Raw genomic sequence first — 17,044 nt, forward strand, 5'->3', positions numbered from 1 at the left:
CCCGACTACATGATCCCCACCACCTACACCCCCCTCGACACCATCCCCCTCAACGCCAACGGCAAGACCAACCACAAAGCCCTCCCCACACCGGAGCCGGTGTCCGGCGAGGCCGTCGGTGTCGAACCGCGCACCGTCGTCGAGGAGCAGGTCGCCGAGATCTGGTCCGAGTTGCTCGGGCACGAGTCCGGGATCCACGACAACTTCTTCCAGAGCGGCGGCAACTCGATCCTGGCGATCCGGCTGACCGCGCAGATCCAGTCCGTGTTCGAAGTGGATCTGCCCGTGCGGGCGATCTTCGAAGGCCCGACGATCGCCGAGATCAGCGGGGACGTCGAACGGCGCATCCGGGAGGAGATCGACCAGATGCCGGACGACGAGGTCGTGGCCGCACTGCGGGCGGAGAAGGAGCAGCAGTGAACCACACCGACGACCGGCTCACCGAAGACCGCGGAGTCATCCCGACATGAGTCTCGTGGACGACTCCACGTCCGACCGGCAGGGCACGTCCACCGCAAAGGACACCCCCGCCCGGGAGGACACCCCCGCCCGGGAGGACTCCCCCGCCCGGAAGGGCAGCCCCGAGCCATCCGCCCGGTCTGCCCCGGCCGACCCTGTTGTACCGGCGCCGGCGGAGAAGTCCGTGGAGAATGCGGCGACGGAGCAGGAGGAGACGAAGCAGCCGGCACCGGAGAAGGATGCGACGGCAGAGCGGCAGGCACCGCCCCCGCTACGCCGCAACCGGGACTTCCTCCGCCTCTGGCTCGGCGCCGGAAGCACCCTGCTGGGCGCCCGCGTGTCCACCACCGCGTATCCGCTGCTCGTGGTCTGGTACACCGGGTCGCTGGTCGGCGCGGGCGTGGTGGGCTTCGCCGCGCTGCTCCCCCAACTGCTGATCCAGCTGCCGGCCGGCGTCCTGGTCGACCGTCTGGACCGACGCCGCCTGATGATCACCTGCGACCTGCTGGGCGTACTCTCGATGGGCAGCGTCGCGGCGGCGCTGTTGACACACCACTTCCGGATCCCTCACCTGGTCATCGCGGCCTTCCTGGAAGGCAGTTGCACGATCCTGTACCGGTTGGCCGAGCGGGCGGCCGTCCGCAACCTGGTCCACCGCCAGCACCTGTCGGCCGCGCTCGCGCAGAACGAGGCCCGCGGGCAGGCGGCCGGTCTGATCGGCCAGCCGACGGGCAGCGTCCTGTACGCGACCGGGGCCTGGCTGCCGTTCGCCTTCACCGCCCTGGCCCACCTGGCCGCCCTCGGCACCCTGCTCACCATCAAGGGACGGTTCCAGACCGAGCGGCGGGCCGAGCCCCGCAGCATCCGGGCGGAACTGGCCGAGGGCTTCGCCTGGGTGTGGGGGCAGCGCTTCGTGCGGGCCGCGACGGCGCTGCTCGCCGGCAGCAACTTCCTCTTCCAGATCGTCAGCCTCGCGCTGGTGGCCGTCATCAAGCAGAGCGGACACTCGCCGGCCTCGGTCGGGGCCGTCGGGCTGGTGGCGGGGGTCGGCGGCATCCTCGGCGCGCTCAGCAGCTCGCGGTTGATGAACCGACTCACGCCGCCGCAGGTCGTGACCGGCGTACTCACCGCCTGGGCGCTGCTGATCGTACCGATCGGGTTCGTCTCCAACCCCTGGCTGCTGGGCGGGCTGTTCGCCGGCATCAGCTTCACCGCCGGCCTCCTGAACGTGGCGGGCGGCGTCTACCAGATCCGGATCACCCCCGATGAGATGCAGGGCCGGGTGACCGCCGTCGGTGGTGTGCTGGCCTCGGGGGCGAACTCCTGCGGCATGCTGGCGGGCGGCCTGCTCATCGCCTCCAACGGCGTGTCGAGCACCGTCCTGGGCGTCGCCGCCGCCATGGCCGCCATCGCCGTGGCGTCGGTCCTCAGCCCGGCGATCCGCACGTTCTCCGACGTCCTCCGCTGAGGCGGTCCCGCGGCATCGTCGGTCTCCATCGCGGCCCCGGAGAAAGACTGACCGGGTCGCCACCTCGTGCGGGTGGCGACCCGGTCAGTCCGTTTCCGGACCGGAACTCAGGTCCGACTCTCCGGGCTCACTTGGCCGACGGCGCGGCCGCGGGAAGGGACGCGAAGAAGTCGTGGGCACCGCTCGCGTCGGATCCGTATCCGGCGACGAGAAGCCGCCCATCGACCGTGCCGGCCAGGGAGGTGACGGTCGAGGTCGTCGCCAGCGGACCGGCGTACTGCTCCCAGGCCTGGCCGTTCCAGCGCACGACCCCCTCGTTCTTGGTGTGCGAGACACCGGCGAACAGCTCGGAACCGCGGTAGGCGAACCCGTTGAGGACGCTGTACATGTGGTCGGCCGAGACGGTGACCGGAAGGTAGTTCTTGGTCCAACTGGTGCCGTCCCAGTGGAGGGTGAACATCCGGTCCGGTTGGGTGTGGGTATTCAGGTCGCTCTCCCGTCCCCCGATAAAGACCTCACCGCCGCGGCTGATCACCTTGATGGACACGATGCCGCGCGGCGAGAAGTCCGGAACGGTCACCTGCGACCACCCGGTGCCGTCCCAGTGCACCACGTAGAGCTGGCACCGGTCGTCCCCCGAGCCCGAGAGCTTGCACTGCTCCCCGGAAGCCCAGACGTCGTTCTCCGACGAGGCCGACACCGCGTTCAGCGTGGTGGTCTTGCCGGTGATCGCCGGCAGCTTGGTGATGGTCCAGTCGGTCCCGTTCCATCGGCCGACGGCGGCCTGGTCGGTGCGGTAGTCGTTGTTGGAGGAGGAGGTACCGACGGACCATGCGCTGGCGGGAGACACCGCGGCCGCGGCCCGTACGTTGTACCCCGTCACCCCTGGGCTGTAGTCGACCAGGTTCGTGCCGTCCCAGTGATAGGCAAGCGCGGGGGAGATGACTCCCGCCCCCAGGAACCAGACGTCGTTGGCTCCGGTCCCGGCGATGGGGGAGCCGCTGGAGAGCTTGTCGGGAAGCTTGAACTGACTCCAGGTCGTGCCGTTCAGCTTCCACGTCTGACCACAGAGCCAGGACTCTCCCGGCAGGCAGGGGAACTCGGTGCTCGCGAACACCGTGTCGGTGCCGACCGCGGTGACGTTCGTCAGGCTCCCCCTCGGCGCGAGGGGGAGCTGCACCCACGCCGAGGACTCCGTACCGGCCACGGCCGGCGCGACACCGAGGGTCAGGGCGGCGCCGAACGCCGCAGCCGTCGCGAGCAGAGCGCGATTGATGCTCTTGTGTCGATTCATGGTCCATCATCACCTCAGCCCTCGCATACATTTTCTATATACCGATATACCGATCCCATACATGGCTGCCGCCTCTCCCGACCGGTCTGGCCTCGACTACGCCGCCCTCCTCAGCCGGCCGCTCCCGGATCCTCTGAATCGCCGGGGTCCTGGGTCTCCGGGCGGCGCCGGCGCCTCAGCCGTTCCGCAGGGCGGTGAGGGCGAAGGCGCGGGTGCCGGCGACGTGGCAGCGGGCGAGGTCGGCGGCGGCCTCGGGGTCGCGGGCGCGGATGGCGGCGAGCAGCTGCTCGTGCTCGGTGCACATCGGCGTGCTGCTCTCGGGGTCGGTGGTGAGGCGGAACAGCCGGCGCAGGCGGCCGTCGAGCGGGGCCATCAGGTCCTGGAGCAGCGGGTTGCCGGAGAGTTCGACGATCTCCCGGTGGAAGTCGGCGTTGAGGCCGACGATCTCGCGCAGCCGGCCGGTCTCGGCGGCCCGGCGGGTGCGGGTGAGGATGCGTTCGAGGTTCTTCAGCCCGGCGGGGGTGGCGTGCTGCGCGGCGAGGCTGGCGGCGAGCGCCTCCAGGGGCTCCCGGACGGCGAAGAAGTGCTCGGCGTCGGCGGCGCCGAAGCCGGCGACCACCGCACCCCGGCGGGCCTGGACGACGACGAAGCCCTCCGCCTCCAGGCGTTGCACGGCCTCGCGCACCGGGACGCGGGAGACGTTCATCGTCTCGGCCAGTTCGCGTTCGACCAGGCGGCGGCCGGCGGGGTACTCGCCCTCGATGATCCGTTCGCGCAACCGGACGTAGACGAGGTCCCGGAGCGACTGGTGGGCGTCGCCGGGCGTGTCGGTCATCGAGGGCTCCAGTCGGGTGGGGGCTGCGCCTGGTCACGGGGCTGCACAGATCATTTCAGATCGGCGGCCGATACCCCTTGTCTGGTATTCGGTATACCAGATAGCTTGAGGCCCCCGCCCGGGCCGCCGGTGCCGTCCCCCGATATCTCGGCAGGCCCGGGCGGGTTCACGACCCCCGAATCCTGGACGTTCATGTGATCACCCCCGACCTTCTGCTCGACGCCACGCTGCCCGACGGCAGCACGGCCGACGTCCACCTCGCCGACGGCCGGATCGCCGCCCTCACCCCGGTGTCCGCCCGACGGCCGGCGGACGGAACCGACGGTCCCCACGGCTCCGACAGCACCCACGGCACCCACGGCGACCGCCCCGGCGCCGTCCGCCTGCACGGCGCGCTGCTGCTGCCCGCCCTGGTCGACGGCCACGCGCACCTGGACAAGACCTTCCTCGGCGCGCCCTGGCAGCCCCACCGCCCCGCCGCGGACCTGCGCGCCCAGATCGCCTCCGAGCGCGTCCAGCGCCGCGAGGTCGCCCACCTCACGCCCGTCGCCGAGCGCGCCGAGACGCTGGCCCGCCGGATGGCCGCGCTCGGGACGGGCCACGTCCGCTCGCACGTCGACGTCGATCCGGACACCGGCCTCGACCACCTGCACGCCCTGCTGGAGGTGCGCGAGCGCGTCCGCGACGTCATCGGCGTCCAGCTGGTCGCCTTCCCGCAGAGCGGCGTGGTCGCCACCCCCGGCGTCGCGGACCTGCTGGACGCGGCCCTGCGCGAGGGCGCCGAGCTGATCGGCGGCCTGGACCCGGCCGGGTTCGACGGCGACGTGGACGGCCAGCTCGACATCGTCTTCGGCCTCGCCGAGCGCCACGGTGCCGGGGTGGACATCCACCTCCACGACGGCGGCCCGGTCGGCGCCTCCCAGCTGCGCGACATCGCGGACCGCACGGCGGCCCTCGGCCTCGGCGGCCGCGTCACGGTCAGTCACGCGTTCGCGCTGGGGGACCTCGGAATCACCGAACTCCTCACCACCACGCGGAAACTGGCGGACGCCGGCGTGGCGATCATGACCAACGGGCCGAGCCGGTCCATGCCGCCGGTCACGCTGCTGCACGAGCACGGCGTCCGGGTGTTCGCCGGCTCCGACAACATCCGCGACGCCTGGTGGCCGTACGGCACCGGCGACATGCTCGAACGCGCCACCATCATCGGCCTCCAGGGCGAGCTGATGACGGACGGCGAACTCGGGCTCGCCGCCGACCTGGTGACCACCCACGCGGCCGCCGCCCTCGGCCTCAGCGACTACGGTCTGACGCCCGGCGCCCGGGCCGACCTGGTGGCGATCGCCGCCGGCTCCGTGCCCGAGGCCGTCGCCGCCCACCCCGAGCGCCTGCTCGTCCTGCACGGCGGCCGGGTCGTCCTCGACCGCACCCGCTGACACCTCTCCTCTGACACCCCTCCGCACCTCTCCGCACCCCTCCGCACTCCCGGCGACCGGCCGAGGCCCCACCCCCGGCCCGTCCGGCCGGGGGTGGCCCCACCCCGCTCCACCCCTGTTGGAAGGACGCCCCCACCGTGAACCCCTCCGCGGAAAGAACCCGGCCCGCCCCCGTTGCCGCAGCCCCCGCCGACCCCGCCGCACCGTCGGCCGCGCCGGGCCGCCTCGCGGGCGGCCAGATCGGCACCACCGACCTGGTCTTCTTCGTGGTCGCCGCCGCCGCACCGCTCACCGTCCTCGCCGGCATCGCCCCCTTCGCCATCGGTGTCGGCGGCGCCTCGGCCCCCGCCGCGTACCTGATCTCGGGCGCGCTGCTCGTCCTGTTCGCCGCCGGCTTCACCGCGATGTGCATGTACGTCCGCAACGCGGGGGCCTTCTACGCGTACGTCGCGCGCGGCCTCGGCCGCACCCTGGGCGTCGTCACCGCCTACGTCGCGGTGGTCTGCTACAACCTCATCACCCCCGGCGTGGCCGCCGCCTTCGGCTACTTCGCGGCCGAGCACATCGAGCAGCGCACCGGCGCGCACGTGCCGTGGTGGCTGCTGTCGGGCGTCTGCGTGGTGGTGGTCGGCGTCCTGGGCTGGCTGAAGGTGACGCTCAGCGCCAAGGTGCTCGGCGTGGCGCTGGTCCTGGAGGTGCTGTCGCTGCTGGTGATGGAGGGCGGGGTGCTCTCCGAGCGCGGCACGGCCGCCCTCGACCCGGTCTCCTTCGACCCCTCGCTGCTCACCCAGGGTGGCGTCGCCGGGATGTTCGTGCTGGTCATCGGCGCCTTCACCGGATTCGAGGCGACGGCGATCTACGCCGAGGAGGCCCGCGACCCGCGCCGCACGGTGCCCCGGGCGACCTTCATCGCGATCGGTTTCCTCGCCGTCTTCTACGCCCTCGGCACCTGGATCGTGATGGGCGCGTACGGCACCGACGCCGCCGTCGCGGCCGCCCGCGCCGCCAACGGGCCGGACCTCACCTTCACCGCCGCCGAACGCTTCGTCGGCCTCTGGCTGTCCGACTCGATGCACGTCCTGATCGTGGTCAGTGCCTTCGCCTCGACCCTGGCCTTCCACAACGCGGCCGCCCGCTACCTCTACGCCCTCGGCCGCGAGGGCCTGCTGCCCCGACGGCTCGGCCGGATCTCGCAGCGCTCCGGTTCCCCGGGCCCGGCCGTGCTGGTGCAGAGCGGCTTCAACGCGGTGGTGGTCCTGCTGGGCGCGGTGCTGGCCGCCGACCCCTACCTGGTGGTGCTGCTCTGGTCCAACAGCGTGGGCGTGCTGGGCATCATGGCGATGCAGGCCCTCGCGGCGGTGGCGGTCTGGGCGTTCTTCCGCCGCGACCGGCGCGGCCTGTCGGCCTTCCGGGTGGTCTGGGCGCCCCTGCTGGCGGCCGCCGGACTGGCCCTGCTGACGGTGCTCGCCGTCTTCAACTTCAGTCTCCTGACCGGTGCTTCGGGCTGGGTGAACGCGGTGCTGCTGCTCCCGCTCCCGCTCGTCGCGGTGGCCGGCTACCTGGTGGCACGCCGGATCCGCCGCACGGACCCGGAGCGCTTCGCCCGCCTGACGGAGGTCGACGTCGAGCGCGACTGACCCTCACACCCGCCCACCGGCGCGGCGCCCCCTCCACGGCGAGGGGGCGCCGCGCCCTGACCGCCCGTGAGGCCGATGTCCTGAACGCCGTCGCCGACGGACTCTCCAACGTGGAGATCGGCCGGCGGCTGGTCATCGCGGAGGCGACGGTGAAGACCCACCTCCTGCGGATCTTCGCCAAGCTCGACGTCAGCGACCGCACCCACGCGGTGGTCGTGGCCCTCGAACGCGGGCTGCTGAACAGGAGCCGGCTGTACTGACCACGGAGGTTGGTGACGGGGTTCCCGGCCGGACGTCGCGCTGCCCCCGGCGGGCTCAGCCGGCCGCCGGTTCGAAGCGCACCTCGGGCTCGAAGTTGGCCCGGCGGGCGGCGCGGCGGAAGACGGTCAGCACGGCCGGGCCGACGATCAGGACCGCCGTGAAGGTGGTGACGGCGCGGCCGGTGTCCCAGCCGAGCGAGGTCGCCAGGTCGAACAGCAGGTAGCGGTGCCACTGCTCGGTGAACGGCAGTCCCGGCAGGTAGGCGATGGAGCTGTTCGGGTCCAGCGAGAACGGCCAGAAGGACAGGTTGAGCAGGAAGCCGAACAGGTAGCCGGAGACCGAGCCGTACACCGCGAGCAGGGCGATCTCCCCCTTCCCCCGGGCCCTCGGCAGCATTCCCGCGAGCATCCCGACGAAGGCGCAGCCGAACATCTGGTACGGCATCCAGGGCCCGACGCCGCCGGTCAGCAGCGCGGAGGCGAACAGCGAGGTGCAGCCCAGGGTGAAGCCGAAGCCGGGGCCGAACACCCTCCCGGCCAGGACGAGCAGGAAGAAGACCGTCTCGATGCCCGCCGTGCCCGCGCCGAGCGGTCGCAGTCCGGCGTTGACGGCGGAGAGCACCCCGAGCATGGCCAGTGCCTTGGCGTCGATGCCGCCCGCCGAGATCTCGGCCACCACGACGGCGATCACCAGCACCAGCAGCGCGCCGAAGATCAGCGGCGGGGCGTACGAGGAGCCGAACCTGCCGGGCGCGACGACGAACGGCCAGCAGAAGGCGACCAGTCCGACGAAGGCGGCCAGCGCGACGGCGATCCGGGCCCGGCCCGGAATCCGCACCGCGGCCACGGAGTTCACCGCTCCACCGCCGTCCGGTCCAGCGCGGCCGAGACCTGATGAATCGTCAGGTAGGGCAGTGGGGAGAGGACCTTGGCGGTCTGCGGTGCGAACGTCGGTGAGGCGGTGACGACTTCGACTGTCGGCCCGTCCGCCACCACCTCGCCCTCGGCCATCACCACCACCCGGTCGGCGGCGGAGGCGACGAACTCCACGTCGTGGGTGGAGATCACCACGCTGCGGCCCTCGGCGGCGAGCCCGTCGACGATCCGCACCAGCGCCTCCTTGGCGGCGTAGTCCAGGCCCCGGGTCGGCTCGTCCAGCAGCACCACCGTCGGTGCGGCGGCGAGTTGGACGGCGAGCACCAGGGCGAGCTTCTGCCCTTCGGAGAGGTCCCGGGGGTGGCCGCTGTCCGGGATGCCGGGGGCGAGCCGGTCCAGGATCTCCCGGGCCTTCGGGCCGTCGGTGGCGGACTCCCGGTCGGCCTGGGCGAGTTCGTCCCGGACGGACTCCAGGTAGAGCAGGTCGGTCGGGGTCTGCGGGACGAGGCCGACCAGCCTGCGGGCCTCGGCGGCGGAGAGCCGCTTCGGGTCGACGCCGCGCCTGGCCCCGGCGACCCTGACCGTGCCGCCCTGCCGGGGGCCGGAGCCCTGGAGGGCCCACAGCAGCGAGGACTTGCCGGAGCCGTTGCGGCCCATCAGCGCGGTCACCTCGCCCGCCCGGAGCTCCAGGTCGACCTCCCGGACGGCCGCCACCGGCCCGTACCGGACCACCACCCCGTGGGCTTCCAGCACCCGCTCCCCCGCCGCCGCTGCCCGGCGCGGCGGTGGAACGGGCAGTCCGGTGAGCCGCTCCCGCAGCGGCGCGGCGGCCCGGCGGGCGTCCCGGACTGACAGCGGCAGGGGGCGCCACCCGGCCAGCCGGCCCAGGTGGACGACGGGCGGGGCGACCGAGGTGTCCGCGAACAGCTCGGCGGGCGGGCCGTGCACGACGGTGCCGTCCCCGGGCAGGTGGACGACCCGGTCGGCGTACTGGACGACGCGCTCCAGCCGGTGCTCGGCGAGCAGCACGGTGACGCCCAGGTCGTGCACCAGCCGGGTGATCGCGGCGAGCACCTCCTCGGCGGCGGTCGGGTCCAGCGCCGAGGTGGGCTCGTCCAGCACCAGGACGCGCGGGTGCGCGGTGAGCACCGAACCGATGGCGACCCGCTGTTGCTGCCCGCCGGACAGCTCGTGCAGGGCGCGGTGGCGCAGCTCGGCCAGGCCCAGCAGGTCGAGGGTCTCCTCGACCCGCTTGCGCATCGTCTCCGGCGGGATCGCCAACTGCTCCATCGCGTAGGCGAGTTCCTCCTCCACCGTGTCGGTGGTGAAGCCCGCCACCGGGTCCTGCCCCACCACGCCCACCACGTCGGCGAGTTCGCGCGGCGGGTGGTCGGCGGTGTCCCGGCCGTCCACGGTGACCCGGCCGCGCAGGGTGCCGCCGGTGAAGTGCGGGACCAGTCCGTTGACGGCGCCGAGCAGGGTCGATTTGCCGACGCCGGTGCGGCCGACCACCAGGCACAGCTCGCCCTCGGGGACGTGCAGGTCGACGTCGCGCAGCACGGGTTCGGCGGCGCCCTGGTAGCGGACGCCGACGTGGTCGAAACGGATCACTGTGGTACCTCGGCGTCGGTGCGGTCATGCGGCGGAACAGACTTGGCGGGCGGGGCGATCGGCGGCACGGAGGCGGTCGGCGAAACGGAGGCGATCGGCGCCACGGAGGCGGTCGGCGCCGCGGGGCCCGCCGGGCGGGGCTGGTCGGGCGGCGGGGCGATCAGCCCGGCCGCGCCGGCCAGCAGCACCGCGACGGCGGGCACCAGCGGCAGCGCGGGCCAGCTCAGCGGGTGCAGCGAGGGCGACAGGTCGGTCGGGTCGTAGCCGACGGTGCCGAACAGCGTCACCGCGGCCAGGATCCCGCTGGCCGTCACGCCCCACTCGGCAGCCCGGAACCGATCCGGCCGGTAGGTGGTGCGGCGCACCCGCCGCCCGCCGAGGGCCAGGCCCGCGCAGCACAGCGCCGAGCCGGCCAGCAGCGCCGGGATGCCCAGGAAGGCCGGCGCGGTGCCGTCCAGCAGTCCGTACGCCCCCGCGCAGAGCCCGGCCATGCCGAGCAGCATCAGGGCACCGGTGGCCAGGCGGGAGCCACGGGCTACGGTGCCCGAGCGGCCGTAGCCGCGCGAGTCCATCGCGGCGGCCAGCTTCAGCGAGCGTTCCAGCGCGTCCTCCAGGACGGGGACGACGATGCCGCGCAGCGCCCGTACGCCCTTGCCGCCGCCGGCCCTCAACCGTCGGGCCCGGGCGACCCGTTGGACGCTCTGGACGAGCTGCGGCGCGACGCTCACCGAGACCGTGACGGCCACGCCCAGCTCGTACAGCGCGCCCGGCAGCACCCGCAGCGCCCGCTTGGGGTTGGCCAGGGTGTTGGCGGCGCCGATGCAGCAGATCAGGCAGGCCAGCCGCAGCCCGTCGAAGGCGGAGGAGAGCACCGCCTCCAGCGACACCGGGCCGCCGATCTCGATGCCCGCGTACCAGGCCGGGGTCGGGATGTGCGGCAGGGTGAACATGACGTGGTCGCTCGCGGTGACGCCGGTCGCGAAGACGCAGCGGAACGCCACCCGGATCGCGATCACCACCAGGGCCAGCCAGAGGTAGTAGCCGAAGCCGCGCGCCCAGGGCGCGTCGGTGCGGCGGGCGCTGACGACGTAGCCGAGCACGGCCAGCACCAGCAGGAGCAGCAGCGGGTTGGTGGTGCGGCTGGCGGCGGTGGCGAGCGCCAGCGCCCAGGCCCACCAGGCCACCGGGTGCAGGGTGCGCGGCGCCCGGCGGCCGTCCAGGGCCGCGGTCGTCACCGTCACCGCGTCCGCCGGCGGCGCCGACGGGCGGACGCCACGCCGGCCCCGCCGAGCACCACGGCGGCCAGCACGGTGAAGACCAGGGGCAGTACCGATCCGGTGCTGGTCTTGGGCTCGGCGGCGGGGGCGGCGTCCACCACGACGGTGGTCGGGGACGGGGGCGGCGCCGCCTGGTCGGCGGGGGTGTCGGTGGGCGCGGGCGTGCCGGTCGGGGCCGGGGTCTCCTCGGGCGCGGCGGCGGTCGGGGCCTGCTCGGGCGCTCCCTCGGCGGGCGGCGCGCCGTCGACGGGTGCGGGGGCGTCGGGGGCGGGGACATCGGGGGCGGGCACACCTCCCGCGGCGGGCGGCCGGGCCCCGGCGGGCGGGGGCGTGGCCGCGGGGCCCCGGCCGGAGCCGCCGCCGTTCGCGGCGCTGCCCGCGCCACCGCTGCTGCCACCACTACTGCTGCCACCACCGGTGCCACCGCCCGAACTCCCGGACCCGCCGGCGCCGTTGCCGCCCGAGCCGGTGCCCGCTCCGGTCCCGCCGGAGCTGCCGGAGCTTCCACTGCCGCCCGGGGCGGTGTTGTGGGCCCGCAGCGATTCCGGCGAGACGGTGGGGCGGCCCTCGGTGCCCTCGATGTTGGTGCCGCCGAAGATCCACAGGTCGACGCTGCCGGGCTTCGGGTGGTAGGACATCGCGCCGAGCTGGCTGTAACTCCAGTCCTTGTCCCCGGGATCGGCGTGCCAGTACGACCAGTAGGCGCTGGCCGGCGGGGTGAGCACGCACTTCTCCTGGTCGGCCGTCGGGAACTGCTTGCCGCCCTGGTAACCGCTGTACCCGATCCGGCAGATGAAGGCCGGGCCGTCGTGGCCGGTGCCGGTGGTCCGCCAGCCGCCCTGGTTGAGCAGCTCGTAGCCGCTGGTCGGGGTGGTGCCGCAGGAGCGCAGCACCGGGCCGCCCCACCTGCTCATGTCCACGGCCAGGACGACGCCCGAGCCGGCGGTGCACTGGTCGATCGGCTGCGGGGTGGCGGCGGCCGGGGTGGCCGTGCCGAGCAGGGCCAGGACGCCGGTCACGGCGCCGAGCGGGGACGCCGTCCGACGGCCGTTCGTACGGGGGGTGTTCACCGGTGCCTCCCCGGGCTGGTGCGGGCGCGGCGGATGCCGACGGCGGTGCCGCCGGCCAGCAGCAGGGCCACCGCCGGCAGGGCGAGGGCGTCCACGTCGGTGCCGGTCCGGGCCAGGTCGGAGCCGGTCGGGCCGGGGTTGCCGGCCGGCCCGGCGCCGTCGTCCGCGCCACCGGCGCCCGGCGAGCCCGTGGCGGTGGGCGAGTTGGTGGCGGCGGGCGAGTTGGTGGCGGCGGGCGAGTTGGTGGCGGTGGACGGCCCGGACGCCGTGGGCGAGCCCGAGCCCGTCGGCGACGCGGTCGGCCGCGGGGTGGCCTCACCCCCCACCGGCCGGCTCAGCGTGCCGAAGGAGGTGCCGACCGCGCCGCCCAGCACCTGGGTGGACGCCCGCACGTCCGAGCCCGGCTGTCCCCCGGCCGCGACGTTGAAGCCGCCGTCCGGGTTCTGCTGCCCGGCCAGGAAGTCCCGGGCCCGGGCGATCGCGGTGCCGTACTGCCCGGCCCGCAGCGAGAGCGCCTGGACGGCGAGGGCGGCCGAGTTGGTGGAGTCCCCGGCCGCGCCGGGGAAGCCGCCGTCGGCGAGCTGCCGGCCCTCGATCCAGGCGACCGCGCGGTCCACGGCCCGCTTGGCCTCCGGGTCGTCGGTGCGCAGGTCGAGCGCCATCGCGGCGATCGCGGTGCTGTCCACGTCGGAGTCACCGGTGGCCGGGATCAGGCTCGGCCAGGAGCCGTCCGGATGCTGGAGGCCACTCAGGTAGCGCACCGGCTCGGCGGCGTGGGCGGCGTCCCCGGCCCGCAGCTGGGCCATGACGCCGAGGGACTGGGAGAACACCGAGGTCGCGTACCGGTAGTTGCCGCGGTCGGCGCAGGAGGTGTCGGGGGCCTTGCCGGGCTCGGCGCAGACCGCCGCGGCCAGGGCGGCGATCAGGTCCTGCCTGGCGAAGGCGCGCGGGTTGCGGCCGGTCACCTCGGCGAACAGCGCGGCCTTGCCGATCGAGCCGCCGCCGGCGAACTCGGTGCCCACACCGGTCCAGTCGTCGACGGTGCGCCCGCTGCCGTCCGCCCCGCGACCGTCGAGGAAGTCGGTGAGGCGGCGCAGCGCGGCGTCGTCGGTGCCGGTGGCGGCGAGCGCGAAGCCGGCGTCGATGGTGAGGCCGAAGTCGCCGAAGCCGGTGCCGGGGAAGGACTCGTAGTAGTGGCCGTCGAGCAGCCGGGCCGGGTCGGTGAGGTAGGCGCCGCCCTTGGCGAGGTCGGGCATCCGGCCGCCGGGCTGCGGGGTGGTGAGGTCGTGGGTCAGCTCGGCGAGGTCGGTGCCGGCCAGGGCCAGGACGGACTGCTCGGTGGCGAAGTGGTCGGCGTCGACGGCCGAGGGGTCGGCGCCGAAGCCGCCGCCGGGCAGCTGCCGGGCGGCGAGCCAGCCGGTGGCGGCGGCGCGGGCGTCGGCCTTGCCGGCGGCGTGCAGGGCCTGGGCGGCCAGCGCGGTGGTGGTGGTGTCGCCCGTGCCGGCTCCGGCGTACGGCCGGAAGCCGCCGTCGGGCTCCTGCCGGGCGGCGAGCCAGGTGGTGGTCCGCTGGACGGTCTCGGGGGCGGCCCCGGCCCGGCGCAGGGTGAGGGCGGCCAGGGCGGTGGTGGCGGGGTCGGCCTCGCAGTGGTCGCCGGGGGCGATGTTGACGGACGAGAAGCCGCCGTCGGCGCACTGGGCGGAGGCGAGCCGGGCGACGGCGCTCGGCGGGACGTCCGCCCCGGCCCGGGCGAGGGCCAGCAGGGCGTACGCCTGGTTGATCGGCCAGGTGGCGCCCTCGAAGTCCCCGGCGGCGGTGCAGGCGCCGGCCTTGCCGGGGGCGTCGCAGACGTGGCCGGCGAGCGCGGCGATCAGGTCGTGGCCGCCGAAGTCGCGCGGGTTCCCGCCGGTGGCCTCGGCGACCAGGGCGAGCAGTGCGGCCGCCTGCACGCCGGGGGCCGCGTCGGGGCCGGCGGGGAACGCGAACTCCTGGGTGTGGGCGGCGAGGTGGGCGATGAGCTTGCGCACGGTGTCGTCGTGCCCGCCGGTCGCGGCGAGCGCGAGGGCGGTGTCGGCGGTGGCGGCGTGGTCGACCGTGCCCCAGTCGTCGACGACGTGGTCCCCGTCGGTCAGCCGGCCGATCAGCCAGCGGGCGGCGGCGGGCAGGTCGCCGGTGGACGGCTTCGGGGTGCCGGTGGGCGTCGTGGTCGGGGAGGCGGTCGGGCTCGCGCCGCCGGTCGGCGACGGCGAGGCACCGCCGGTGGCGCGGACCGATGCCGGGCTGAAGGTCGGCGTGCCGCTGGTGCCGCCGATGTCGGTGCCGCCGTACACCCAGGCCTCGACCTCGCCCGGGCCGGGCTTCTGGGACATCGCGCCGAGCGTGGCGTACTTCCAGGTGTCCTGTCCGGCGGGGGCGATCCAGTAGGACCAGTACCCGGTCGCCTGCGGGGTGTTGACGCAGGCCTCCTTGTCCGGGGTCGGGTACTGGGTGCCGCCGTCGAACGCGCCGTTGCCGAGCCGGCAGATGAAGCCGGGGCCGTCGTGGGCGGTGCCGGTGGTGCTGAACCCGGCGTTGTGCAGCAGGTTCATCCCGGTGGTGGGGTGGGCGTCGCAGCCGCGCAGCACGCCGCCGCCGAACGGTCCGAAGTCGACCGCGACGACCGCGCCGGAGGTGGCGGTGCACTGCTCCATCGGGTCCGCGTGCGCGGTCCCGGGCAGTGCCGCCAGGGCCAGGCTGCCCGCGGTGAGGGCGAGGGCGGTGGCCGCCGCCGGGACGGCGGTGCCTCGCCGCCACCCGGTGGGACGGTGTCTGTGGACCGGCACGGAAACGACTCCCTGTGACTCCGGCGCCGGCGCGGACACGGGGACGCAGCAGGGCACGCCCCGGGACGGGGGCGTTCCGTACCGCGTCGCAGTCCTCGACGACGCTCGTGCGTGTTCCGTGGCGCAGGCATTCCGACTCGTCCGCCGCCACGAGCCGGAACGGCTCGCCACGACGGGCACACGGTTGCGGGACAGCGCCGGATTCGCACCGGCTTCCCCTGACAGCCACGGAGGAAAAACGCTTCATCAGACCATGCCCGCGCCGACCGGGTCAACGCTTCGTCATATCGCCTGCGTCACGGTCGACAAGGGCCTGAATACGGTAACGTCCCGGCTCGGCCGAGCGGGGGAACCCGGTGCGAATCCGGGGCTGACGCGCAGCGGTGTGCGGGGTGGCTCGTCCACCCCGCGAGCCCGAATGCCCGGCGGCCGCACAGCTCTGCGGAAGTCCGTCCACGCGATCCGGGCGTCGGCCGCCCTCACGCCGGCGCACGTCCGTCGGCGCGCCTGGGCACGGTCGGAGCCCCCCTACCCCAGGAGCCCTTCCCGTGACCACCGCCTCCCGTCCGCCCGTCCACCGGAACCTCTCCGCCCACCGGAGCCTGCCCGCCCGCCGGGGCCTCGCCGCCGCCGTTGCCGTCCTGGCCGCCGCCGGCTGCGCGCTCGCCACCGCGATACCGGCCGGGGCCACCGCCACCCCCACCCAGATCGCCACCTCCCGCACCAACGGCGTCGCCTACCTGCGCACCCTCCAGGGCGCGGACGGCGGCTACGCCGGCAGCGGCCTGTCCAACGAGTGGGCGTTCAGCGCCTTCGCCGCCGCCGGGACGGCCGCCGCCGACGTCACCCCGGGCGGCGACGCCTCCAAGAACGCCCGCCTGGTGTACCGCAACCAGCTCGCCGCGCCGTCCTGGCCGAGCGCCAACCCGGTGGTCACCGACTACGAGCGCGGCATCCTCAACTCCTACGCGGCGGGCATCGATCCGGCCCGGGTCGGCCCCGGCCGCAACCTGGTCGCCGACGCGGTCTCCTACTGGCAGACCGCCGAGCCCGGCTACTACGGTCCGTCCGGCAACGTCAACGGCACCGTCTTCGCCCTGCTCGCCCTCGGCGGCGCCCGCACCCAGAGCGGCGCCCAGCGGGTGCCGCAGCCGCTGCTGGACGCCTCGGTCGCGGCGGTGCGCGCCAACCAGCACGTCGACGGCGGCTGGAACTACAGCAAGGCGGCGGGCGACCCGACCGCGCTGAACCAGACCAGCGACATCGACATGACCGGCGCGACGATGGCCTCGCTGTGCGTGGCCGGGGTGCCCGCCACCGACCCCGCGGTCGTCGGGGCGAAGAACTTCCTCCGGGCCAAGCTGACCCCCTCCGGCGCGTTCAACGCGATGTACGGCATCAACACCGACTCCAACGGCTGGGCCGTCTCCGGCCTCAACGCCTGCGGGATCAACCCGCAGGGGTCGGACTTCACCACCCTCAGCGGCAAGACCCCGCTGGACTTCCTGATCGCCCAGCAGTTCAACCCCGGCGGCGGCTTCCGCTACCAGCCCACCGACACCGCCCCCAGCGCCTACGCCTCGGTGGACGGCCTGCGCGCGGTCGCCGGCGGCGGTTTCACGGCGGCGCCGCCCACCCCGGTCACGGTGGGCGAGCCGCGCTGGGCGGCCGCCACCGCCTTCACCCCGGGCACCGCCGCCCGGCTCGCCCTGGTCGTCGACGACGGCTCCGGCCACCCGCGCGCCTGCGCGGTGACCGTCACCCCGACGGGCGCCACCGCCACCCTCGGCGACGTGCTCGACGCGGCGGCCGGTGCCACGCCGTCCGGCTGCGTCACCGCCGTCACCCCGGCGAGCGGCGGCGGCACCGTCACCTCGCTCAACGGCGTCGCGAACGCGGGCGCGTCGAGCTGGAAGCTGTCGGTGGACGGCGGCGCGGCGACGGCCGCGGCCCGCTCGGCCACCATCGGCCTCGGCGACACGGTCTCGCTCCGCTACGG

Annotated in this window: 12 protein-coding genes, 1 pseudogene and 2 riboswitches; of the genes and pseudogenes, 6 read left to right on the plus strand and 7 right to left on the minus strand. The window is 74.6% G+C overall.

What is annotated here, in order from left to right:
- Together ACFRAR_RS35955 and ACFRAR_RS35960 are read left to right on the plus strand one after the other, a co-directional pair.
- The coding region (locus tag ACFRAR_RS35955) for a phosphopantetheine-binding protein (RefSeq protein WP_380704137.1) at positions 1–420 on the plus strand (420 nt) is incomplete at its 5' end.
- A gap of 223 nt (positions 421–643) precedes the next feature.
- Positions 644–1,927: an MFS transporter gene (locus tag ACFRAR_RS35960; protein ID WP_380704139.1), complete on the plus strand. Its 1,284-nt coding sequence runs from the start codon at positions 644–646 to the stop codon at positions 1,925–1,927.
- Between the two features lie 127 nt (positions 1,928–2,054).
- Here ACFRAR_RS35960 and ACFRAR_RS35965 read toward each other — a convergent pair whose 3' ends face one another.
- Together ACFRAR_RS35965 and ACFRAR_RS35970 are read right to left on the minus strand one after the other, a co-directional pair.
- Positions 2,055–3,221 carry a hypothetical protein gene (locus tag ACFRAR_RS35965; RefSeq protein ID WP_380704141.1) on the minus strand — a complete coding sequence of 389 codons (1,167 nt, stop codon included), beginning with the start codon at positions 3,219–3,221 and terminating at the stop codon, positions 2,055–2,057.
- Positions 3,222–3,396: 175 nt separating this feature from the next.
- Positions 3,397–4,056, minus strand: coding sequence for a GntR family transcriptional regulator (locus ACFRAR_RS35970; protein WP_380704143.1), 660 nt, complete (start codon positions 4,054–4,056; stop codon positions 3,397–3,399).
- Between the two features lie 194 nt (positions 4,057–4,250).
- Between ACFRAR_RS35970 and ACFRAR_RS35975 the strand changes: the two genes are divergently transcribed.
- The 3 genes and pseudogenes from ACFRAR_RS35975 to ACFRAR_RS35985 form a co-directional block, all read left to right on the plus strand.
- Complete coding sequence (locus tag ACFRAR_RS35975; protein WP_380704145.1) at positions 4,251–5,492, plus strand: amidohydrolase family protein; 1,242 nt, start codon at positions 4,251–4,253, stop codon at positions 5,490–5,492.
- A gap of 137 nt (positions 5,493–5,629) precedes the next feature.
- Positions 5,630–7,129, plus strand: a complete 1,500-nt coding sequence (locus tag ACFRAR_RS35980; protein WP_380704147.1) for an APC family permease — start codon at positions 5,630–5,632, stop codon at positions 7,127–7,129.
- An 11-nt stretch (positions 7,130–7,140) separates the two neighbouring features.
- Positions 7,141–7,389: pseudogene (locus ACFRAR_RS35985) on the plus strand (response regulator transcription factor); the annotation flags it as partial.
- Between the two features lie 55 nt (positions 7,390–7,444).
- On the opposite strand, the gene ACFRAR_RS35990 reads toward ACFRAR_RS35985, so the two are convergent.
- The 5 genes from ACFRAR_RS35990 to ACFRAR_RS36010 are packed head-to-tail and all read right to left on the minus strand — an operon-like array spanning position 7,445 to position 15,045.
- Positions 7,445–8,245, minus strand: a complete 801-nt coding sequence (locus ACFRAR_RS35990; RefSeq protein ID WP_380704149.1) for an ECF transporter S component — start codon at positions 8,243–8,245, stop codon at positions 7,445–7,447.
- Entirely contained in the window at positions 8,242–9,876 is a 1,635-nt protein-coding gene (locus tag ACFRAR_RS35995; protein ID WP_380704151.1) for an ABC transporter ATP-binding protein, read from the minus strand. The genes ACFRAR_RS35990 and ACFRAR_RS35995 overlap by 4 nt, the downstream gene beginning before the upstream one ends.
- Positions 9,873–11,111, minus strand: a complete 1,239-nt coding sequence (locus ACFRAR_RS36000) for a CbiQ family ECF transporter T component (protein WP_380704153.1) — start codon at positions 11,109–11,111, stop codon at positions 9,873–9,875. Before ACFRAR_RS36000 ends, ACFRAR_RS35995 begins: the two co-directional genes overlap by 4 nt.
- 2 nt (positions 11,112–11,113) lie before the next feature.
- Entirely contained in the window at positions 11,114–12,223 is a 1,110-nt protein-coding gene (locus tag ACFRAR_RS36005) for a hypothetical protein (RefSeq protein ID WP_380704155.1), read from the minus strand.
- On the minus strand, positions 12,220–15,045 hold the full coding sequence (locus tag ACFRAR_RS36010; protein ID WP_380704157.1) for a prenyltransferase/squalene oxidase repeat-containing protein: 2,826 nt from the start codon (positions 15,043–15,045) through the stop codon (positions 12,220–12,222). Before ACFRAR_RS36010 ends, ACFRAR_RS36005 begins: the two co-directional genes overlap by 4 nt.
- A 104-nt stretch (positions 15,046–15,149) precedes the next feature.
- A riboswitch (cobalamin riboswitch) is annotated at positions 15,150–15,304 on the minus strand.
- Positions 15,305–15,391: 87 nt separating this feature from the next.
- Positions 15,392–15,469, plus strand: a riboswitch (cobalamin riboswitch).
- A 217-nt stretch (positions 15,470–15,686) separates the two neighbouring features.
- On the opposite strand from ACFRAR_RS36010, the gene ACFRAR_RS36015 reads away from it, so the two are divergent.
- Positions 15,687–17,044: prenyltransferase/squalene oxidase repeat-containing protein (locus tag ACFRAR_RS36015; protein WP_380704159.1), on the plus strand; the 1,358-nt coding region annotated here is incomplete at its 3' end.

The sequence above is a fragment of the Kitasatospora sp. NPDC056651 genome, assembly GCF_042792155.1.
GTDB lineage: Bacteria > Actinomycetota > Actinomycetes > Streptomycetales > Streptomycetaceae > Kitasatospora.